This window comes from Methanosarcina sp., assembly GCF_028693135.1.
In the GTDB taxonomy this organism is placed as follows: Archaea; Halobacteriota; Methanosarcinia; order Methanosarcinales; family Methanosarcinaceae; genus Methanosarcina.
This window is the reverse complement of record NZ_JAQUVZ010000004.1, coordinates 1-21426: the sequence shown is the minus strand read 5'-3', so window position 1 is coordinate 21426 and position 21426 is coordinate 1. Positions and strand designations below refer to the sequence as shown.

The 21426-nt window shown below is 42.7% G+C and carries 20 protein-coding genes, 4 tRNA genes and 1 pseudogene; 11 read left to right on the top strand and 14 right to left on the bottom strand.

Going from position 1 to position 21426, the window contains the following annotated elements:
• Positions 1–151: 151 nt before the first annotated feature.
• The 4 genes from PHF18_RS02880 to PHF18_RS02865 all read right to left on the bottom strand — a co-directional run bounded on the left by PHF18_RS02880 (position 152) and on the right by PHF18_RS02865 (position 3158).
• Positions 152–823: a hypothetical protein gene (locus PHF18_RS02880; RefSeq protein ID WP_300098053.1), complete on the bottom strand. Its 672-nt coding sequence runs from the start codon at positions 821–823 to the stop codon at positions 152–154.
• 15 nt (positions 824–838) lie between these two features.
• On the bottom strand, positions 839–1222 hold the full coding sequence (locus PHF18_RS02875; protein ID WP_300098051.1) for a hypothetical protein: 384 nt from the start codon (positions 1220–1222) through the stop codon (positions 839–841).
• A 299-nt stretch (positions 1223–1521) separates the two neighbouring features.
• Positions 1522–1980: a Zn-ribbon domain-containing protein gene (locus tag PHF18_RS02870; RefSeq protein ID WP_300098389.1), complete on the bottom strand. Its 459-nt coding sequence runs from the start codon at positions 1978–1980 to the stop codon at positions 1522–1524.
• A gap of 452 nt (positions 1981–2432) precedes the next feature.
• The gene (locus tag PHF18_RS02865) at positions 2433–3158 is read right to left on the bottom strand and encodes a phosphoribosyltransferase (RefSeq protein ID WP_300098048.1); all 726 of its coding nucleotides are present in this window, start codon (positions 3156–3158) and stop codon (positions 2433–2435) included.
• Between the two features lie 573 nt (positions 3159–3731).
• Between PHF18_RS02865 and PHF18_RS02860 the strand changes: the two genes are divergently transcribed.
• On the top strand, positions 3732–4514 hold the full coding sequence (locus tag PHF18_RS02860; protein ID WP_300098046.1) for a winged helix-turn-helix domain-containing protein: 783 nt from the start codon (positions 3732–3734) through the stop codon (positions 4512–4514).
• On the opposite strand, the gene PHF18_RS02855 is transcribed toward PHF18_RS02860, so the two are convergent.
• Both PHF18_RS02855 and PHF18_RS02850 read right to left on the bottom strand, forming a co-directional pair.
• Positions 4496–5443: a formyltransferase family protein gene (locus PHF18_RS02855; RefSeq protein ID WP_300098386.1), complete on the bottom strand. Its 948-nt coding sequence runs from the start codon at positions 5441–5443 to the stop codon at positions 4496–4498. The genes PHF18_RS02860 and PHF18_RS02855 overlap by 19 nt on opposite strands.
• 5 nt (positions 5444–5448) lie before the next feature.
• Positions 5449–5574 carry a hypothetical protein gene (locus tag PHF18_RS02850; RefSeq protein WP_300098043.1) on the bottom strand — a complete coding sequence of 42 codons (126 nt, stop codon included), beginning with the start codon at positions 5572–5574 and terminating at the stop codon, positions 5449–5451.
• 263 nt (positions 5575–5837) lie between these two features.
• Here PHF18_RS02850 and PHF18_RS02845 point away from each other — a divergent pair, with 263 nt between their 5' ends.
• On the top strand, positions 5838–6668 hold the full coding sequence (locus tag PHF18_RS02845) for a protease inhibitor I42 family protein (protein ID WP_300098040.1): 831 nt from the start codon (positions 5838–5840) through the stop codon (positions 6666–6668).
• Between the two features lie 113 nt (positions 6669–6781).
• On the opposite strand, the gene PHF18_RS02840 is transcribed toward PHF18_RS02845, so the two are convergent.
• Positions 6782–6973 (bottom strand): hypothetical protein, encoded by a 192-nt coding sequence (locus tag PHF18_RS02840; protein WP_300098038.1) that lies wholly within the window; start codon positions 6971–6973, stop codon positions 6782–6784.
• 234 nt (positions 6974–7207) lie between these two features.
• On the opposite strand from PHF18_RS02840, the gene PHF18_RS02835 reads away from it, so the two are divergent.
• The 3 genes from PHF18_RS02835 (at position 7208) to PHF18_RS02825 (ending at position 9220) form a co-directional block, all read left to right on the top strand.
• A tRNA-Met gene (locus tag PHF18_RS02835) sits at positions 7208–7282 on the top strand.
• Between the two features lie 70 nt (positions 7283–7352).
• Positions 7353–7427, top strand: a tRNA-Met gene (locus PHF18_RS02830).
• 461 nt (positions 7428–7888) lie between these two features.
• Positions 7889–9220, top strand: a complete 1332-nt coding sequence (locus PHF18_RS02825; protein ID WP_300098035.1) for a signal recognition particle protein Srp54 — start codon at positions 7889–7891, stop codon at positions 9218–9220.
• A gap of 191 nt (positions 9221–9411) precedes the next feature.
• Here PHF18_RS02825 and PHF18_RS02820 read toward each other — a convergent pair whose 3' ends face one another.
• Positions 9412–9981, bottom strand: coding sequence for a GMP synthase subunit A (locus tag PHF18_RS02820; protein WP_300098033.1), 570 nt, complete (start codon positions 9979–9981; stop codon positions 9412–9414).
• 558 nt (positions 9982–10539) lie between these two features.
• On the opposite strand from PHF18_RS02820, the gene PHF18_RS02815 reads away from it, so the two are divergent.
• From PHF18_RS02815 to PHF18_RS02790, 6 genes are all read left to right on the top strand, one after another.
• The gene (locus tag PHF18_RS02815; RefSeq protein ID WP_300098030.1) at positions 10540–11337 is read left to right on the top strand and encodes a 2-amino-3,7-dideoxy-D-threo-hept-6-ulosonate synthase; all 798 of its coding nucleotides are present in this window, start codon (positions 10540–10542) and stop codon (positions 11335–11337) included.
• A gap of 312 nt (positions 11338–11649) precedes the next feature.
• Positions 11650–12792 (top strand): 3-dehydroquinate synthase II, encoded by a 1143-nt coding sequence (locus PHF18_RS02810; RefSeq protein WP_300098028.1) that lies wholly within the window; start codon positions 11650–11652, stop codon positions 12790–12792.
• Between the two features lie 56 nt (positions 12793–12848).
• Entirely contained in the window at positions 12849–13589 is a 741-nt protein-coding gene (aroD, locus tag PHF18_RS02805) for a type I 3-dehydroquinate dehydratase (RefSeq protein WP_300098025.1), read from the top strand.
• On the top strand, positions 13586–14428 hold the full coding sequence (locus PHF18_RS02800) for a shikimate dehydrogenase (RefSeq protein ID WP_300098023.1): 843 nt from the start codon (positions 13586–13588) through the stop codon (positions 14426–14428). Before aroD ends, PHF18_RS02800 begins: the two co-directional genes overlap by 4 nt.
• The gene (locus tag PHF18_RS02795) at positions 14425–15855 is read left to right on the top strand and encodes a prephenate dehydrogenase (protein WP_300098020.1); all 1431 of its coding nucleotides are present in this window, start codon (positions 14425–14427) and stop codon (positions 15853–15855) included. Before PHF18_RS02800 ends, PHF18_RS02795 begins: the two co-directional genes overlap by 4 nt.
• Positions 15856–16223: 368 nt before the next feature.
• Positions 16224–17675, top strand: coding sequence for a HEAT repeat domain-containing protein (locus PHF18_RS02790; protein ID WP_300098018.1), 1452 nt, complete (start codon positions 16224–16226; stop codon positions 17673–17675).
• Positions 17676–17842: 167 nt separating this feature from the next.
• On the opposite strand, the gene tpiA is transcribed toward PHF18_RS02790, so the two are convergent.
• From tpiA to PHF18_RS02760, 6 genes and pseudogenes are all read right to left on the bottom strand, one after another.
• Positions 17843–18511 (bottom strand): triose-phosphate isomerase, encoded by a 669-nt coding sequence (tpiA, locus tag PHF18_RS02785; RefSeq protein WP_300098383.1) that lies wholly within the window; start codon positions 18509–18511, stop codon positions 17843–17845.
• Between the two features lie 212 nt (positions 18512–18723).
• Positions 18724–19902 (bottom strand): bifunctional 5,6,7,8-tetrahydromethanopterin hydro-lyase/3-hexulose-6-phosphate synthase, encoded by a 1179-nt coding sequence (locus PHF18_RS02780; RefSeq protein WP_300098015.1) that lies wholly within the window; start codon positions 19900–19902, stop codon positions 18724–18726.
• Positions 19903–20182: 280 nt separating this feature from the next.
• On the bottom strand, positions 20183–20797 hold the full coding sequence (gene nth / locus PHF18_RS02775) for an endonuclease III (RefSeq protein WP_300098012.1): 615 nt from the start codon (positions 20795–20797) through the stop codon (positions 20183–20185).
• Positions 20798–20967: 170 nt separating this feature from the next.
• Positions 20968–21039: transfer RNA gene (locus PHF18_RS02770), tRNA-Cys, on the bottom strand.
• 72 nt (positions 21040–21111) lie between these two features.
• Positions 21112–21183, bottom strand: a tRNA-Cys gene (locus PHF18_RS02765).
• Positions 21184–21265: 82 nt separating this feature from the next.
• Positions 21266–21426: pseudogene (locus PHF18_RS02760) on the bottom strand (IS1634 family transposase); the annotation flags it as partial.

Below are 21426 nucleotides of genomic sequence, written 5' to 3'. Positions count from 1 at the left end.
AAACGAAGATGAGGTCATTAAAAGGAATTACTAAACTGGGAGAAAAAGATTTTACTAAAATGTTTTACTCTTTAGCTCGGTGAACTACCCCATCTGCCTTCTGATGAAGGAGAAGAATGGGACTTCACGCTGTGCCTCCTCGCTTCCAAACTTAAAATGCCTTAATCATCAAAACTTCATCCCCGTAATTTGAGGTTTCAGCCGTGATTTTCCAGGCGGGGTAATATTTAGTTTGGCCTTCATATCTGTAGGGATAAGTGTCAAAACCGTTGAAATAAACAAATTTTACATCAGTGATCCTGACCCTTCCAAGTGAAAACCTTGGCAGATTACCTTTCTGAGCGACGAAATTTCTGTTTCTTACCTGCTGGATTATGTATTTACCCGAGTCATTGAAACTACCTGAGTCATTGAAACCCGCTGTTTGGAAACTGGTTATTTTTATGGGTTTCAAACCTGTAGCACTATCGGTTAAGTTAAATCTGCTTTCCACAATCTCATTATTCGCGACAAGAAAATAGATTTCTCCGGGATATATGTTATTATAAGACTCACTCGAGGAAATAAAACTGACATTCAGGGTGCTTGAGGAAGATTTCCCCTGATACATAGGGAACTGATTTACAGGTATTGAAGGAATTTGAGTGTCAAGGGTTACTCTTTGATTTGTAAAAGTGTTCCATATCTGTGTAGTCTTTCTGTAAGGCATATCTTCTTTCATGGGAGGATAATAATTGAAAGTCTCATAGAAAAAAGGAAAAGCACAGTATAATACTGCCATGCCAATGATGATTGCAATTACACCTTTTGTTTTTTCCTGCATATGTATTGAACCCCCTCAAGCAGATTCAATCCCGATATCTATCGGATATTCCGGGTGGTCTATGAGGTCAATACGCAGTTTTTCAGAGGAGCCAGGCTCGGTAGCATGTTCAGCCCTTACTTCCTGTTCGAAGGAAAAATTGTTGTCCAGAGTAATCTCACACCTGTAAATTCCAGGTTCCACGCTAATCTCAGGAGAGGAAATTTCGTTGCCCGAACTCAACGATTCTGAAGAAAATTCCTTGAACGAACTTTCATTGGAAGCAATTTTATCAAGTTGCGTTCCAGTATATTCAGAAGTTTTAGCTTTACTATTGTCATCGGTTAAAACCAGAAATCCTGAAAAAGCAACTGGTGCCGGGAAGGCTGCAAGTACTACTATTGTACTATCTACTTTCATTTGAATCCCCAAACTCCAAGATGATAAAGATCGAATCGTCCAACAAAAAGAGTATATGAGTTCTTTGTAGAAGAACTTTGTTCTTTATAGAATAACTTCATAGTTTAGAGAGTTGGGTTGTTATTTCATTTCATGTTTTTACACATTTGAACTGTTGAATCAATAAAAAAATAAAAACCCATCGGAGAATAGAAATAATATAAACATTAGACTTAAAAAAGATATAATGAATAAAAGTTAGAGAGTTTTGAAGAAGGGTTTAAAATGGAAAGCTTGACAAAAGAAGTAAATATCTGAAATTATTTCTGCTTTTTTGCTTTTGATTTATCTTTTTTTCTTTCCTTCTGCTGGTTAAAAACAGAGGGCAAATGGAGGGCATATGAACCTTCCTCCCTGATTGCCATAACAAGTTCTCTTCGCTCTAAAAGGGAATCCAGATTAAGTTCATAAGAGCCAGGGCCGAGAATCCTTACAGATTCCACCCTATCTTCATCAGGTTTATTTTCATTTTCTGACTGCTGCCCCCTATCTTTTTCTCCGGATGCAAGGGCCTCGTCAATGTTCCTGACAACCTCATCCAGAGAGGCTTCAAGATCCAGTTTTTGTTCTTCCAGAGGAGGCCTTCCCTGGTGTTCCAAACCTTCTGGCTCTATTTTCACGTAGAGGAACTTATTCCAGCCGCAGTTCGGGCAGCCGCTGAGGACTACAGAATCCCCGTCTTCAAAAATGGTTCCGCATCTGGTACATCTATGGGGCATGAGTTCACCGGTAATCAATAATATGAACTTAATTGCTGCAAGTTTTATGACCGTAACAGTAAATAGCTTACCTAGATACATTTCTTAAATTGATATTAAAATAGGTAACTTAAACGGGTGACTTAAAGGAATATGAGATTTACTCTGAATATGAGATTTACTCTTATACTAGATTGACGCTTATATCGTATACCTTAAATGGTCTCTTAAATAGATACCGTTAATAAATATGTATATTTGTATTTACGACTTTTTTATTAGTAGCTTTAAACGAAAGATTTGTTTTCGACAGGAAGGCTTTTTGTCCTTATCGACTGCAACCCTCCTGCTTTCTGCAGAAGGCATAATTCTTAGTTCTCCTGATATCTAAAGTAAGCCATCGATATGCAAACTACTGATAAACAAACTACCAATAAACAAACTACTGATAAACAAACTAATAGCCGAACTTGTTATAGAAGTTTCCAGTACTTTTTCCCCTCAATAACCTCAGAACTGGTTCTATGGATTCGAACCATTTCTTCCAGAATTTCCTGAAGCCTGCCAGGTTGAGTGATTTCAAAAACTACTGGATCAAGAGCATGGTTCACGTAGAGGCTGTGTTTAAAATCTTCAAGGCTCCAGAGTTTTTTAGGGTATTTTCTCATGCTTTTTGTCAGAATACTGATCATATCTTCCATAAAGTTCCAGGGATAGACAATCCAGGCCCAATCTTCGAGCCGCTCCCCCACATAATCAGGATCGATTTTCGAGCTCCCCAGGTATTGTAAGGAAGCGGTTCGAACCTCTTTGGGGTTTCTGCCTTCTACGTAAGTCTTAGCACTTATCATACTTTCCCCGGTATCTACAATGTCATCTACGATAAGCACTTTTTTGCCTTCCATTACGTTGTTTGAGAGGGGATATCGTATATAGGGTTCGCCAGTGTCAATGGCTGCAGTCCCTATGTAGTGCTCTATTTTCAGACTGGACAGGTCATCAAGCCCCAGAAAATCACATAGAACCCGTCCTGCAAACCAGCCTCCTCTAGCAAGCGCGATAATAACGTCCGGCTCATACCCCGAACTTTTGATTTCTCTTGAGATGTTTCGGCACAGGTTGTAAATGTAATCCCAGTTAGTAAGCACACATCTAAACGATTCTATGTAAAACCCTCCCGGATCCGGAGCCCGGTACATTGCAAGGAAATATACTGTTTAAGGAGCACTCATTCCAGGCTCCACTTTCGAGATTATATAATTCAGACCATAGACTTTAAGTTTTCTTATTTTATTAAAAAAATAGTTCAGAAAAAGACTGAAAAAAGAAATGCTTTAAAAACAAATTAAAAAGCCTTGCCGGTTTAATTTGATGCAATTAAAATATTATTTCAAAAAAGCCTTTAAATTAAAGACCTTTAAATTAAAAACCTTCAATTACTATTTCCGGAAAGACAGACCCCTTTTAGAAAACGTCATGCGTTCAGGAGGAGTCAAAAGTCAACTACCCCTCAGCTAAAGACTGAGTGGCTTCTTGAGTCATCCCTCCGCCTAATGAGACAAGTCACGCAAGCCCTACTCCCTGTCCCAGGGATGAAAAATTATGTAATATATATTAATTGGGTTTAGAATATTAAGGAAAAAGATGACTAAAAGAATGTTGACGATGTTGACGATGTTGACACTTATATCCCCTGAAATAAAGATTTCATGGATTTTACGCTTCTCAGTATAAATTCTCCAGTAGAAAAGGGAGTATGGAAAGTGAGTGCAATGGATAAAATACTGATAGACCTGCTCTTTATGTCCCAGAAAAGAAGGGATCTTATGCTCCTTCTAAGAAACGGTGGGAAAACACTAGAAGAGATAGTAGATATTCTTGATGTTACCCCAACAGGGATGCTTCCCCAGATCAAAAAATTAAAGGAGGAGTTTCTGGTTTTGCAGGATGATAAGGAATACAGGCTTACCCCCCTGGCAGAAGTCCTTGTAGAAAAAATGAAACCCCTGCTTGACATTCTTGGGGTTATTGAGGAACATAAGGATTTCTGGCAGGAGCGTGATTTGAGTGGTTTGCCTCCAGCCTTTCTTGAGAGACTTAACGAATTAGAACCTTATTCTCTTGTAAACCCCGACCCCAATAAAATTTTTGAGACTCCTGCAGTGTTTCTGGAAAACGTGGAAAAATCAAAAAACATACTTCATCTATCTTCGATATTCCATCCGGTATTTCCAGAAACGTTTCTGAGGACTGAGAATAACGATGTCGAAATTACCCTTATAGTAACAAAAAAAATTTATGAAAGGCTGAAAAACGACTTTAAGAAAGAACTAAAATTTTATCTGACCCAGGAAAAGAAGAGACTTTTTGTCTGCGCTGACGAAATAAAAATAGCCATGCTGACAAAAACTGAACATTTCATGATGGCTGATTTCCTTACATGGAAAGGAGCCTATGATCAGGAGAGGGTCATAAGCTTTGAACCTGCTCCTTTGAAGTGGGCTGAAGACCTTATTCTCCATTATAAAGAGCAGGCTCAGGAGATTAAGGGATAAATCCTGGCAAAAAGGTTATCAAGGAAAGGTTTTATCTCAACATATATTTTTCCGTCTTTACAGGCGAAAAAATATATGGATTTATCTTTATAGAGGTTGCCAACTTTATATCCGAAAGTATTGCAGTTTTCGTAATCAAGAACCCTGATACTGAACCCCAGCCTGCACAGGCTGTTTTTCTTCAACAGAGCAGAATGATACTTCGGAGTGCCGTTTAAAAAATGAAAGACCCTCTCTACACCCCAATCCTCCCACTTTATTAGCTTATTATATTCTTCGGGTTTGATTTTTCTGGCCCTTGGGGTTGGAGTGTCAACTGGCTGCTGTTTAATCCCAACGCTTCCGTTTTCAAGAGCTTCCATCGCCTCTGAGAGTAGTTTAATCCCGGTAGAGACTAACTTTTGACCGGTTTCTTCAAGTTTCTCCCCAGAGCTTATAATTACACGTTCCTGGCAGATTATGTCCCCTGTATCTTCTCCCTTATCCACGTAGTGGAGGGTTACACCGAGATCGAGTATATAGTCATAATATTCCCAGAACAGCGGATTTGGTCCCCTGTACTCCGGAAGGTACGAATAATGAATGTTAATAGTACCATATAAAGGAATATTGAAGATATTCTCCTTCAACAGGTGAGACATAGAATATATAACGATAAGATCAGGTTCTACCCTCCTGACCCATATTTCCAGACCCTTACTGTCCCCTTTTCTGAGATAATAATAAGGGATCTGCAGTTTTCGGGAAAAAAGTTTTAAGCTTAAAGGATTTGAGGTAAACGAATAGTGAATACCTGTAAGAAACCTTCCTGCGGCTCTAATAAATTTATTTGGTTCGTTTATTGGAGCACAATCAACAATTCCCACTACTTTGTGTTTCGATTCTATAACTGATTGTAGAACTTGCGTGATGCCCTGTGTGATAACCACAATCCTCAATTGAATCCCACCAAAAATGTCAACTGGCACCAGATAAAAACAAAGCCTGCTACGGATACTTCTTTTAACCCCTCTTTCAACCTGCACTTTGCGCCTATTGTAGTTATTTTTTGCGAATTCAAATTGAAAGCCTCCCTGAATGCCAATTCCGGATATTCGATTCTGTTTGCAAAAACACTTATTTTAAAGATAAGAGATGTAGTTTATATAATTTTAAAATCACAGGACTATGTATTCTCGAATAAGTGGCAGGATTATTTTTAATTAAAACAGAAAAAATAAACTTACTGTTAAAGCTGCGAACAGAACTGAAGTTTAAGCAAAGGATAAATTCAAACAGGCTTATCCTTCCATATATAAATTAGAAGAAGCAAGAGGAAGATAAATGAAAAGAAGGATAAATATCAATTCTGATAGCAGTTCTAATAGCAGTTCTATAAAAACTGTGAGACTGGCAACAATCCTATTCGTGATCTTTACAGTTGCTCTTTCCGGCTGTGTTGGGGATGGGCAGAATAATACCACTGAGGAAGAATACACATATGGTATGGCAAACGTGGAAAGTGTCGAGATTCTGACTCTTGAATCTTTTCCCGTACAGATACACGTGATAGCAGAAGGCTACCTGCCTGACGGATGCACTGAGATTGACGAAATAAAGCCTGAAAGGGAAGGAAACACTTTCAATATCAACATCACGACGAAGCGCCCAACAGATGCAATGTGTACCCAGGCTATAGAGAACTTTACAAAAACGATTCCTCTTGAAGTCCAGGGACTCAGCGCCGGAAACTATACTGTAAATGTAAACGGGGTAACCGGATCATTTGAGCTTGCTATTGATAATACATTAGATGGACCGACAAGCCCTATGCCACCGAGACAGCAGATTATAACCGAAGCTAATAACGGAACAACTATAAGTCTCAAAAAGGGAGAGACTTTTTACCTGAGACTTAAGGAAAACCCGACTACAGGCTATTCCTGGCAACTTAACCTGAGCCAGGGACTCAACACCACTAATGTCTCTGGAATATATTATCCTCCGGAGTTGAAAGAAGGGGAACAGCCTCTTATTGGTGCTGGAGGGGTTCATCTGTGGGAAATCAAAGCCGATTCCGAAGGCGACCAGCAGGTAACAGCGGTATATAGAAGGTCCTGGGAAAATGAAACTGGCACGGAAAACAAATTTACACTTAATGTTGAAGTGGTCTGAACTGCATTATCTCTTTTCAAGCCTCTACTTCCTTTTTTCTCTTATCTCAAGTAAGAGAGTGAGGGCATAAAAAAATTATATTCAGGCAGCAATAGTCTCGTTTTCCAGCGGGCTCACGGGATCCCCAGAGCCTGTTTTAAGTCTTTGAGGCAACTGTCGCAGACGTACGACGTGCCTATCTGGGTACACCCGAGTATATTTACATCTTCCCTGTGTTCTTTTTCTTCCGGGTTTCCTGGATAGCTTTCGCAGTAGACTCCGCATTTTACTTCACAATAAGCTCCGCAAAACAAACATCTTGTCATAATATAATGTGGGGCTCCAGCTTTCAAATATCTTTCCCGAAAAGTCCCGGTTAGCTAGCAAAACAAGAAATAAAAAAATATGAAACGTTGGATTGAGACTGTGAAGCCTCTAAAGCAGACCATAAATTTTCCAGATTTCCCGGAAAGATCGATGGGTCAAGCGAAAAGTATATAAGTAATCGTTAGTATGTTCAGGTAGTTGTCTCAGGCAAGGTGCCTGACCTAAAACCCTGTAGCGGGGTGGGGTAGCCAGGAGATCCCGACGGGCTCATAACCCGTAGACCGATGGTTCGAATCCATCCCCCGCTATCAGAGAAATTTCAGATAACTCTTTTCCTGATAATTATCCTTTTGGATAAAATAAATCGAAAAGCCCCGTAGCGGGGTGGGGTAGCCAGGAGATCCCGACGGGCTCATAACCCGTAGACCGATGGTTCGAATCCATCCCCCGCTATCTACAATTCTTTTAAAAATTGGTTTCGTTTTTCCGTACCCGATAATTTTGCATTAGCTCAGATTTTGTACCATACCTCTATTTTTTATATCCGGGCACTCATTATACCCAGATTAATCAATCATATTTTGACTAATCAATAATATCTTGACTAATCAATAATATCTTGACTAATCAATAATATCTTGACTAATCAATCATATCTTGACTAATCAATCCCATATTATGCGTTCTATCATACCTTTTTAAAGCGTAAGAAACTCAAAGGCTTATTAAGTAAAGATCACTTTCTTATACAGGATTGAAATAAATTTTATACAGGTTGAAATAAATTCAAAAAACCACTTTCTGATATTCGGAAAAAATAAACGCAGGAAAAAATAACCTTCTTGCACAGGCTAATAAACAGAACTTAAACTACCTTTTTATCCATTCTCAAAATTAAGCAGGACGATTCTCATATGGTAATGGAAAAACTCGGAGACTCCTTACAGGGGGCACTCAAGAAACTGATCGGCGCAGGGAGAATTGATGAGCGCACGGTCAACGAAGTGGTAAAGGATATTCAACGGGCTCTGCTCCAGGCCGACGTTAACGTAAAACTTGTCATGGGGATGTCCCAGAGAATCAAAGAACGTGCAATGAAAGAAGAACCTCCTGCGGGTATGAATCCGAGGGAGCATGTAATCCGCATTGTGTATCAGGAACTGATGGAAATCATCGGGAAGGGAGCGGAGATACAGCTCAAACCCCAGACCATAATGATGGTGGGGCTGCAGGGGAGCGGAAAAACTACAAGTACTGCAAAACTTGCCCGCTACTTCCAGAGAAAGGGACTCAAAGCAGGAGTTATTGCCGCAGATACCTTCCGTCCCGGGGCCTACCACCAGCTCAAGACCCTCTGTGAAAAGCTTAATGTGGCATTTTACGGGGAAGAAGGAAACCCCGATGCCATCGAGATTACCAGAAACGGCCTTAAAGAACTTGATAAATACGATATAAAAATTGTAGACACTGCGGGCAGGCACGCTCTTGAAGCCGAACTGATAGAAGAAATGGAACAGATCAATGCTGTTGCAAAACCCGACCACAAGTTCATGGTTCTGGACGCAGGCATAGGGCAGCAGGCAAGCCAGCAGGCTCATGCTTTCAATAACTCTGTGGGGATCACAGGAGTTATCATCACAAAACTGGACGGAACAGCAAAAGGTGGTGGAGCCCTTTCAGCCGTTTCCGAAACAAAAGCTCCGATTGCTTTTATAGGAGTTGGGGAAACCCCGGAAGACTTTGAAAAGTTCGAAGCTGACAGGTTTATTTCGAGGCTGCTCGGAATGGGAGACCTTAAGAGCCTGATGGAAAAGGCAGAGGAGAGCCTGAGTGAAGAAGACGTAAATGTTGAAGCCCTTATGCAGGGACGCTTCACCCTGAAGGATATGTACAAGCAGCTCGAAGCAATGAATAAGATGGGGCCTCTGAAACAGATCATGTCAATGCTCCCAATGGGTATGGGAGGCATGGGAGGCATGAAGCTCTCAGACGAAATGTTCCAGGCTACCAGTGACAAGATGAAAAACTACAAGGTCATCATGGACTCAATGACAGAAGAGGAAATGACAGACCCCAAACTTATAGGTGGTTCAAGGATCAAGAGAATCGCAAGGGGTTCGGGCTGCAGCCCGGAAGATATAAGAGAGCTTCTGAAGTACCACAAAACCATGCAGACGGCTTTGAAAGGCTTTAGAGGCGGAAAATTCAATATTCAGAAAATGATGAAGAAGAAAATGGGGATGTAATAATCCCGGGACTTTTTTCATTTTTCTTTATACTTTCTTTTTTCTTTATACTTTTATTATCTTTGCAGCTTTTTCTGTGATTCTTAAAACTTACAGGATTTTCACATAGAATTCAGATTTTTTTAGAGAAGCATAATCCTTTTAGAGAACCCTGATCCGTTTAGAGCCCTGGTTATAGAATTAGAGAAATATCAGTACTGATCACAGACCTCAAAGAAGTTCATCAGCAGCTCTTCTCCCTTCTTTGTGTGGGAAACTTCAGGGTGCCATTGAACACCATAAATCGGTTTTGTTGGGTGCCGCATAGCTTCAATCTCGCAGACATCTGAACGGGCAAGATGGATAAAGCCTTCAGGAAGAATAGCAACCTCGTCAGCGTGGGAAGCCCATACAGTTGTTTTTGGGCCAAGTCCCCTGAGTATGTCATCTTCTTCAATGACCTCTATTTCAATCTCGGCATACCCGCCTTTTTTCCCTGCATGGACGTGTCCCCCGTAAGCCAGGGCAATTGCCTGGTGCCCGAGACAGATCCCCAGAATAGGGATATCGATTTCCCGGGCATAGTCAAAACAAAGACCTGCCCTTTCCATCTCCGGCCCTCCGCTCAGGATCATCCCGTCAGGCTCTTCTGCCAGAATATCTTCTATAGGGGTTACATTGGGAATAATTTTTGTATCCATGTCAAGATCCCGGACAGCTCTGTGAATAAGGTGACAAAATTGTCCGTAATTATTTACAACAAGGATTTTTAATTCTTTCATAGTTCCTTCCGTTCCTTTTTACAAATATGAAATGATTCTTAGCTCTGAGATTATTCTATTAGCCTATGTTCTCTTATTTTAGCCCGTGTTATCCTATTTTAATTTTTGTATCTTCCTGGCTTTACTTCAGATCTTTCTTACTCTTTTCTTACTCTTTTCGGACTCTTCAAATCCACAGTTTTTAGGCTCATGCAGCAACTTCAAAAAGAGAAGATACCCCAGGGTCACTATCACAGGAATTGAACTACAGGAATTAAAATACAGGAATTGAAATGAGGCAGAACCATCTAACCAGAATAAACTGTCAAATAATAGAAAACTTTAATAACTGAACATTATAGTACATAGATGTACAGATTAGTTCACTGGTTGCAATCTAACAAACACATAGTGACTGGAAAACTTGACAGGGGTCAGGGCTTGAATAGTTATTGAATAGGTTTAAATATGAGATGTGTGTTAGTATGTGACATACTAGCACGCTAGAACGAGTCGATTAACAAAAATTAATAAAAAGTACAAATAAAGGAAACCAATTCAGAATTTAGGGGAACCACAATGTCAGAAATTGGCAAAAAAATACGCATAGAAAGGCTGATGAATCGAGAGAGCAGAAACATGGTCATTATTCCCATGGATCATGGGCTCTCCGACGGACCTATTGAGGGGCTTATCAACATTACCGATACAGTTAATAGGGTTGCCGAAGGAGGAGCAAACGCAGTTCTCATGCAGAAAGGTATGGTCAGGTACGGGCATAGAGGATACGGCCATGATATCGGGCTTGTTGTGCATATCAGTGCCTCTTCTGTTCTGAGCCCTGACCCCAACGCCAAGGTACAGGTCTGTACTGTTGAAGAAGTGATAAAGATGGGAGCTGATGCAGTTTCCATGCATATCAACATAGGGTCTGATACAGAAACCGACCAGCTAGAAAAGCTTGGAACAATCTCCAGGGACTGCACGGAATGGGGCGTGCCTCTTCTCGCTATGATGTACCCAAGAGGTAAAAAGATCACAAATCCCCACGATCCTGTAAATGTGGCACATGCTGCCAGGATTGGAGCTGAACTGGGGGCTGACGTTGTAAAAACCGTATACACCGGAGATCCTGACAGTTTCAGAGACGTGGTAAGGGGCTGCCCTGTGCCGGTAGTAATTGCAGGTGGGCCGAAGACCTCAACCGACCTGGGACTTCTGGAAATGATTGACGGGGCAATGGAAGCAGGAGCAAGAGGAGCTGCAATCGGAAGAAATGTATTCCAGCACCGTGATCCTGTCAGGCTGACCCGGGCTATTTGCGAAATCGTGCACCATAGAAGGCCTGTAGAAGAAGCTCTGGAACAGTTAAAGTAAAAATGATATTGAGAAGCAAAATTAAGCCCGAAATCAAAGTTGCGCTGGCGCACCCCGCCGCAAGCAACGGGGTATGTTCGCGCCACCGCTCCAAATTCCGTTAAAGAAGACAATAACCCTAAAAACTTTAGTTTGAGCAGGAGTTAACAACCAAAAAATTGAATTGATAAATCATATTATTATTAACGGTTACCGGGGAAGTTTTCCATCCCCGCAGCAAGCTAGCGGGGTATTCGACTGAAAATAAAAACAAAAAAAATACCGGATTAAAGCTGGAATAAAAAACAGAATTATGAACGGGGTTGAAAGCCTTTGAAAAAGAAAAGCGTCTGGATAAAAGCCGATGAAGGCGGATGGGAAGAACAGAAAGAGAGGATCACGACAGGCCTGGAATCCGGAGCCGACTGTATACTGGTAAACCCGGGAGAGGTGGAAAAAGTCCGGGAACTGGGAAACATTACAGTAGCAGCCTTTGCCCGCGACAACAAATCCGGAGCTGACATCGTGATCGTAGGAAAGAGAGGAGAAGGTGACGGGACAAAACCCCTGCCCCTGGAAATTCCTGGTTCTTTAGACGTAAACGCAGCAACCCTGCTCATGGAAAAAGGCTTAACCGTAGGCGGATACGTAATCATAAAGGACAAACATTATGAACGCTTCGCAGCCGAAATGGGAAAAATCTGCAATTATCTGCTTGTTACAGGTACTGACTGGAAAGTCATCCCTCTCGAGAACCTGATAGCTGATCTCCAGCGAGAGAAGGTAAAGATCATTTTCGGAGTAAAAAGTGCAGAGGAAGCAAAACTCGCCTTCCAGACTCTTGAAACAGGAGCTGATGGGGTCCTTCTGGATAGTGGAAACCCTCAGGAAATAAAAGATACGATCAAGGCTGCAAGAGAACTGGAAAGCGAAAGTGCCGAACTTGAGGCTGCGGTTGTAACCAGAGTAGAACCCCTCGGAATGGGAGACCGGGTCTGCGTGGATACATGCAATCTCATGCAGCGTGGAGAAGGCATGCTCATAGGTTCACAGGCCGGCGGGATGTTCCTGGTAAACTCGGAGTCCGATGAAAGCCCTTACGTGGCAGCCCGTCCCTTCAGGGTAAATGCAGGTGCGGTTCACTCTTACATCAAAATTGGGGATAAAACCCGCTATCTTTCGGAACTCCGGACCGGAGATGCCGTAACTATTGTAGACTCAAAAGGGAAACAGCGGGAAGGTATAGTTGGCAGAGTAAAGATCGAAAGCCGCCCTCTCATGTTAATAGAAGCAAAAGCCAGAGACAGAACTTTAACTGCGATCCTGCAAAATGCCGAAACCATCAAACTGGTAGGAAAAGATGGAAGCCCTATCTCAGTTGCAAAACTAAAGAAAGGAGATGAGGTCCTGGTCCGCCTCGAGGAAGGAGCCAGGCATTTCGGCAAAAAAATTGAAGAGACAATCATAGAGAAATGAACCAGGGAAAACTGAATAGTAACCAGATTCCTTAACTCCCGGACCCGGAGCGAGCAATGACGCAAATAGGCCTATTTGACCTTAAAAAAAAAGCTGCAGTTGTTGCAGTAATCCTTGAAAAGCCTCTTGAAACTTCAAAAAAAGCAGCTAAAAAGGGAGCTGATATCCTTGAAATCCGACTGGATTTGCTGGGAATCAGGGATCTGGAAAGAGCCGCAGAAATAATCAGGGAAATCAAATCCGAAGCCGGGCTTCCTGTAATCGCCACCAACCGTTCCAGGGCAGAAGGGGGAAACTGGGAGGGGGCAGAGGAAGACAGAACAGAACTTCTGACAGGGCTTCTGAAATACCCATTTTCCCTTGAAGAAGGGCCGGATGCCGTTGATATCGAACTCTCTGCCAGCCGGGAAGAAAGAGATAAAGTTATAAAAGCGGCTAAAGATCACGGAAAAACCGTAATCGTTTCTTCCCACTATTTTTCAAAAACTCCGTCTCCCCGGGAAATGAAAACCATTCTTGCAGAAATGTTTCTTGTCAGGGCGGATATTGCCAAACTTGCAGTGATGCCTCAGTCAATGGAAGATGTTCTTAATCTGCTGAGAGTTACACTGGAATTCAGGAACGCAGGAAAATCAATATGCACCATTGCAATGGGCAAGCCGGGAAAACACACAAGGGTAGTTGCCCCTCTTTATGGTTCGGTCCTGACATACGCTTCGGTAGAAAGCAGTACAGCCGCAGCCCCGGGCCAGCTTCCGGTAGACGACGTAAAGAAGATAATGGAAATGTTAAAATGAAGCGAGTTTTTGGCGTATTTGGAGATCCTATAGGTCATTCCCTTTCCCCTGCCATGCATAATACAGCGTTTTCAGCCCTTGGAATGGACTGTGTCTATCACGCTTTCAGGGTCAGCCCGGAAAAACTGGAAAAAGCACTCCTTGGAGCCGAAGCTATGGGATTTGGAGGACTTAATCTGACAGTCCCATTAAAAGAAGAAGCTCTGAAACTGGATTTCATCAAGCCAGATCCTCTTACAAAGAAAATTGGAGCAGTAAATACTGTAGTCTTCGGAAAAACAGGAGAAATCCGGGGGTACAACACTGACGGACTGGGAGCAAGGCAGGCACTTCAGAATGCTGCAGTGGAAATAGAGGGGTCTAGAGTGGTGGTTGCGGGGGCAGGAGGAGCAGCAAGGGCGGTTGCTTTCCAGCTTGCAGCCGACGGTGCCGAAATCACCATAATAAACCGAACAGAAGAAAGGGCAGTAGAACTTGCAAGAGATGTTTCGGCTGCAGCCCTTCCGGGAAAAATAAGTGTGACCGGGCTTTCAGGTTTAAAAGAACTGTTGAAGGATGCAGATATCCTGATCAATACCACAACTCTCGGGATGCGCCCAAACATAGATACAACTATTGCAACCGCAGAAGAACTTCACAGCGACCTTACTGTTTTTGACATCGTCTATAACCCGCTTGAGACCAGGCTTTTAAAGGAAGCCAGGGCTGCAGGAGCAAAAACCGTTAGCGGGGTTTTAATGCTCGTCTATCAGGGAGCAGAAGCTTTCAAACTCTGGACAGGAGTTGAACCTCCAGTAGAACTCATGAAAAAAACCGTACTGGAGGCTCTGCAGGCATGAACACAGACCCTGAGAAACAGAGTTCCGGAAAAACAAAGGTTCTGATCCTTGGCGGAACCGGAGAGATGGGGCAGTGGTTCACTCGTTTTTTTAAAGAAAGAGGCTATGAGGTTACAGTCTGGGGAAAAGGGGGCAAGGTGGAAATCGCCAGGAAACTGAATGTACCTTTTGCTTCGGACCTTGAGGCAGCTATCCCTGAAAATGATATAGTGATAGTATCCGTTCCAATAAACGCAACGGAAGAAACTATTGAAGAAGTTGCCCCGAAGATGAAAGCAGGAAGCCTCCTTATGGATTTTACCTCCATCAAGGTAAAACCTGTTGAAGCCATGCAGAGATTTGCACCTGCCGGAGTTGAGATTCTTGGGATGCACCCCATGTTCGGCCCCACAATTCCCACCATCCGGGGACAAACCGTAATCCTTGTCCCGGTGAGAGGGCACTCGGAAAAATGGTTTCCGGTAATCAGGCAACTTTTTGAGGAAAGCGGCGCACATGTTGAAATCACGACTGCAGCCGAACACGACGGGCTAGTCTCAGTAGTACAGGGGCTTACTCATTTTGCTTATATCGCCATAGGAACAACCATTGACAGGCTTGACTTTGATATCAAGAAATCCAGGAAATTCGTAAGTCCGGTTTACAGTATAATGCTTGACTTTGTGGGCAGGATTCTTGGCCAGAATCCCTACCTCTACGCCCTGATCCAGATGGAAAACCCGAGTATTCTGGAGGTGCATGAGGCATATATAAAGGAATGTGAGGAACTTTCCAGCCTTGTGCGGGCTCATGATGAGGAGGGCTTTGTAAGAAAAATGAAAGCTGCTGCCCGAAAGTATGATGACACAGCCCATGCCCTGCGAAGGTCGGATAAGCTGATTAACTCCAGAATAACCGAGTATGAGACTATCCTGAACTCTGTCGGAAAAGTCATCGGCTTTTCTCACATTTATTCCGGAAAGGTCCATGTCGGTACACTGGAAAAGGTTGGCCCGAATGAGGTGATTCTTACAAAAATTGCCTCAAAAGGCACCGCTCTTCATATAAAGAATAAATTCATAAAACTCAAGCTTGAAAACCTTCGCCTCCTTTCAGAATCCGAATTGAGGGAATGGAGAAAAGAAAATCTGATGCATGCGACCAGGGATATTTCGGTCCTGATCCCCAAAGGCGCCGATCCTGAAGTTGTCCTGGGAGCTGTAAGTACAAACACACATCTTGTAGCCTGTCAAATCAGTGATATCTACCATGGGGCAGGGGGGACAGAAGCTGAAAATAAGAGAAGATGGGCCGAAAGGCTCGGCGTGACTTACAGGATAACTATTTTTGGAGATTGTAATGCAGATTCTGTCGAAACTGAGGTGACAGACCTTCTCTGTGGGCTTGGGTGCCGGGAAAGAGAGAAAAACCAAAGTATGAAGGAGTAAACGAACTCCATGCGTCTTCGGTTAAGTGAGGAATCATGATAAATTGCATCTATTTCCACAACAGCTATCCAGGATATTAACCGAATATGGGCTGGAGAAGGGTATCGATTTTAGGTAATAAGGGCAACATTTGAGGCAGACTTCTGGTACAAAATCGATAGACTTCAGGCAAGAAAATTCCTTAACCGATGACCAATGAAAAGAACTCTTACCTTTGAGTTGTACATTGATAAGCAGAGAAATGGATATAAACAATAAATAAATAAATACAAAACATAATGTCACAGGTCAAATTGAAAATTTCTCTTTTATTTGCACTTATCGTTCTTTCCACATTTATTTCGCTTGTTTTAAGCGGTGATAATTTTATGGAAAGAAATGAAAATGCAACAAACACCACAGCAGTAGCTGGAGTTTCAAGCGAAAATATGATCATAAATTTCATGAATAAGCTGGAAACTGGTGACCGTGAAACTAGATTTAACGCAGCAACCGAACTCGGAAAATTAAGAGAGCCTGCAGCCGATTCTCTTATCGAAAAAATTGAAGCCGGAAATTCGAGTTCTGGAGAGATAAAAAGTTATATGCTTCTTGCACTTCTTGAAACCGGAGATGAAAGAGCGGAAAATATTCTATCAGGAAGCCTTGGAGAAAAAGAGGCTTCAAGTAAGACTCCAGACGAAAGTATAGACGGGAGACAGAGACCGAAAGAAGTTTCAGAAGATATTCTTCAGACTATAGAAGCAAAAGATAAAGCTATGCGAGAAAGCCTTGCAAAGTCCCTTAATAGTGAATACCAGGATGACACGGATATTCTTGAAGAAGCCCTCAATGCCGAAGAACAGAATTCAACTCTCTATACTTCCTTTGTACTTTCAAAGTTCGGCTCTGGTGAAACAGGAAACGAAAACGAAATACTTCTTAAAGCCCTTAAAAGTGAAAACGGAAACGTAAGAGTTGCAGCTGCAATGGCTCTTGGAGAAAAAAAGGAAATAGCTGCAATAGATTCCTTAATAGCGATTTTACTGCGGGATTACCCTCTGACGAAATACAGTGCAGTTATGGCGCTTGGAGAAATCGGAGATGAAAGAGCAGTAGATACCCTGATGACAGAAATGAAAAATAACGAGAAAGATTATATCAGGAGCAGCGCTGCAGTCGCCCTTGGGAAAATAGGGTCAGAAAAAGCCGTACCCTATCTTATCGAGAGGCTGAGAGACACGAAAGCTACGGTAAGAAGTAATGCAGCCCTCACACTTGGTAGAATGGGGGACGAATCCGCGGTAGAACCCCTGATAGACGTCCTGGAAAGCGTAAAAGAGGCTGAAGGAAGAAGAAAAGATACCGTGAACACAAATGCAGATATTCGAAAAAGCGTTGTCCTTGCCCTTGGAGGAATAGGAGGCTCTGAGGCTACGGAAGCATTAATCGGCGTATTAAACGATAATGAGGAAACGCTTGAGGTCAGGGTAGCTGCAGCCTCAGCTCTTGGGAACATAGGAAGCCCTAAAGCTGTAAATACCCTTAGAACTGCATTTGACAACCAGAAAATGGATAAGGGAATCAGAAACGGAGCCCTCCTTGCTCTTGGAAAAACAAAGAGCCAGGAAACTGCAGAGTTTTTTGTAGAAAAACTGGGAGATAAAGACTTTGGAGTTAGTGCCAGAGAGGCCCTGATAGATATGGGAGAACCGGCAGTTGACCCTCTTATAGAAAACCTGAAAACAGAAGACCAGAAAGTGAAGGACGAGACCGCCCTGATTCTTATTGAAATAGGGGATCAGAAAGCGGTTAAGCCTCTTATTCTGGCTTATCAGTGATTCAAAAGTCCTGAAAAGAATTGCAAAGAAAAAGGCGGCTGAAAAAGCCGCATTCTTTTTTATCCAGGTGTGTTCATTATTACGGATTATCCGTCTTTGATTTTTAGGGATTATCCGTCTTTGATTTAAATTTTCTTCTTTCTGGGAATGAAGTTCTGGAAGAAAACTTAAATCAAACTGATAAGGTCTTCAAGTGCAGCCCTGGGATCTGCAGCTTTAACAATTCCAGATGCAAGAAGTACACCCTGCGAACCAAGGTCAAGAGCTGCCCTGAGGTCTTCACCTTTTGAAATTCCAGCTCCGCAAAGCACTTTTACTCCGGGATTGATTTTTGCAACTGCTTCAACCGAGCCACTTACAACTTCAGGGTCGGCTTTTGAGACAGGAATTCCACTGCCTATAAGCTCCGGCGGTTCGATTGCTACATAATCGGGCCCGAGGGCTGCGGCTGCTGCAGTTGTGGGAACGTTGTTAGTACAGATAACTGCCCTGAGTCCAAATTCTTTTGCCGCCTTCAAGGAGGCCTCAATTTCTGCAAGGGTCAGACGCCTTTCAGAGTGATTAATAAGAGTCCCGACAGCTCCTGCATCTTTTATGCATTTTCCGAAAACATGCCCCGTAAAACTTCCTGCTCCTACCCCATCCAGATGCTGGGAGAAAACCGGAAGTTCAACCTCAGAGGCTACCCTGTAAATGTCCGGAAGCTGAGGAGCTACTGCAATCTCGATACCTGATTCTTCGGATACGGCTCTGCAGGCCTTTGCAATCTCGACTGCACTGTGGCCTGTGCCCTGCAAATAAGTTTTGTAGTTCAGTAGAATGAATGGTGAACCCAGGAAAAATCCCCTCCTGAAAAATGAAATGAAAAAGAAAATGAAATGAAATGAAATGAAAAAGAAAAAAGCGTGAAAAACCACACTTTCTTCAATAGTTTCTGCCGGAGATTTTGCCGTAAAGTTGGTTTACTAGCAGCTTTTTTAGCAGCTTATATAACAAACCGTTCTGGCAGTTTTTTCGGCAGCTTTTTCGGGAAATTTTTAAAGCCTGCTCAGAAGTCAGTCATGACTCTGAACTGGTCTATTTCAGGTTTGTTAAGGCTGTTAATGAACTGTTCAGCCATATCCCTTATGTCCTTTGCGTTGGTGATAGCACGTCCGACCACAAGGATATCAGCACCCTGGCTAAGGGCTATCGGCACCTTGTCGAGACGGACTCCACCTGCAACTGCAACCAGGGCCTTTGGAGCAACCTTCTTGATATCGTCAATATTGCCCCAGGCATGTTCTGTGCCTTCGATATCGATTCCACGGTGGAGTTCAATGACATCAGGCATGACCTTGAGCTGCTTTAAGACCGAAATCGGGTCGGGCTGGTTGAGAGTATCCATGACCGCATAGATGCCTGTCTTGTGGGCTTCTTCAATGAGCTTGTCAATGGTGCTGATCGGAGCAAGGGCTGAAACCACAATTGCATCGCCTGCAGCGTCTGCAACCATTCTTGCTTCAAGGTTTCCGGTATCCAGGGTCTTTAAGTCAGCAACAATAAAGGCATCGGGCTTGACATCCCTGATCTTGGAAATCACGTCCATGCCGTAGCGCTTGATAAGGGGGGTACCTGCTTCGATAATGACATGGTCACTGTTCGGGATCTGGGAAATAGCCGAAAGCACGAACTCGAGGTTCGGGTTATCAAAAGCAATCTGCAGGTAAGGTGGATCCCAGAGCCTGATGACTTTAAAGCCCATGATAGCGTGGGTGGACTTGTTGCTCTCCTCAAGCACAGTGTTGATGTCCGGGAAGCCTTCAAGTGCTCTCTTGAGCGCAAGTTTTGTGGCGCCGTAGTTGTACCTGTAGATCTTGCTATAGTCCTTGGCATCAGGGTGGATAAAGACACTAGCTACAATGACAAGGTCTTCAGCCTGATCCTTTGAGATCACGCCTTCTTCTACTGAGTCTGCTACTGCCTTTGCAACTGCTGACTGGGCAGGCCCGAAAATTCTTGATGCCTGCTCCATATTCTTTACAGTAACCTTCGGGATAATAAGGGTTGAAGGTTTTGCAGGCAGGTTTGGCCTTATAACGGACAGAAGAGGGGTGTGTCCGGCTGAAAGCTGGGTCAGGCCGTTTGCAAAAGCCTGCCCTACGGGACCTCCCTTGTCTCCTATCATCAAATCAACATGGGCAAGTTCTGCGCCCTGCCCCATTAATGCTTCTCCTATCTGAAACATGTTTAACCTCGTAAATGCGATGAAAATAATATTAGAATGTTTAATAGTTATATTAGAATGTTTGATAGTTAGATTAGAATATTTGATAGTAGATTAGTATATTTGATAGTTAGTTGCTTGAGAACGAATTTGTCGTTGGACTGAGGGATAGAATAACCCTTTTGCCTGCTAAACGCCAGCCTGATATAAATAATCTTGTATCATCCCAAACAGTTTTTAGATAGCGTACAGGTTCTCCGCGCTTTGATTCTATAATTACAGAGTTTCTAAAAACTCCCTATCAAAGGAGAATTTTAGGACACATATCGTTCAGGACGCAAACTCCGCATCTGGGAGAAATAGGCCGGCAAATATTTTGCCCTAATTTTACAAGTAAGAGATTTATATGTTTCCAATACTTCTGAGGAAATATCTTTTTTAGTTCGATCTCGGTCTCTTCAGGAGCTTTCGTTTCAACCAGACCAAGCCTGTTCGAAATCCTGTGAACGTGTGTATCGACCGCAAGGGCATCTTTAAGGAATGCGTGTGCAAGTACACAGTTAGCTGTTTTCCGACCGACTCCGGGTAGTTTCAGAAGAGTGTCCATCTCATCCGGAACCCTGCCATTGTATTCCTCAAGCAGAATCCTGGAAATCTCTTTTATCCTCCCGGCTTTGACCCTGTAAAAGCCCACATCTTTTATGAGCGTTTCAAGCTCTTCAACATCAGCCCCGACCATTTCCTCAGGGGTTGAGAACCTCTCAAAAAGCCTCTTTGCTGCAGGATAGGTTACATCGTCCCGGGTCCTGTGGGACATGACAGTGGAGATTAACACAAAAAAGGGGTCTCTTGGGCCATCAGTATAGCCCTCAGGATAAAGTTCGAAAAGCCTCCGCATGAGTTCATCAAGGTCCATGTCCAGAGTTAGTATTCTCTTGATATAAAAAGACCAAATTAAAACTGTAATTCGAGAATCAAGCAAAAAATAAGAGGATGTAAAAAATTTCAAAAGAAAAGCAGAAAATGTTTTAAGAAAAAGAAAATATCTGAGAACAAGAAGTGTTTGATAAAAAGAAGGAGTTAAAAAGCCAAGATCCGGATTCGAACCGGAATGGTATCGCTCTGCAGGCGATTGCGTAGCCGCTCCGCCATCTTGGCATAAGGTGGATTCTCTTAAAGAACTTTATTGGATATATAGTTTTAGGTTGAATCAGTTATTAAAAGATAATAAGCCAAGATCCGGATTCGAACCGGAATGGTATCGCTCTGCAGGCGATTGCGTAGCCGCTCCGCCATCTTGGCATTTTTGAACACGTCTCAGTCGTGTAGATGCAATTAAAGTAATTTCTAATATATAAATCCTGCCTTCGGCAGGTTAACGTAATTAGAGATAGATATTTTCATATTTTTCTCCCATTAGACTCAATATCTTCCAGTGAATATCCTCCATATTCAATATTTCTGACTCTATTTCACCTTCATTATGAGTATTAAGTTCTGTAATTCCCTGAAAATTGAAAAATATCCATCTCATCGTAGGTCTTT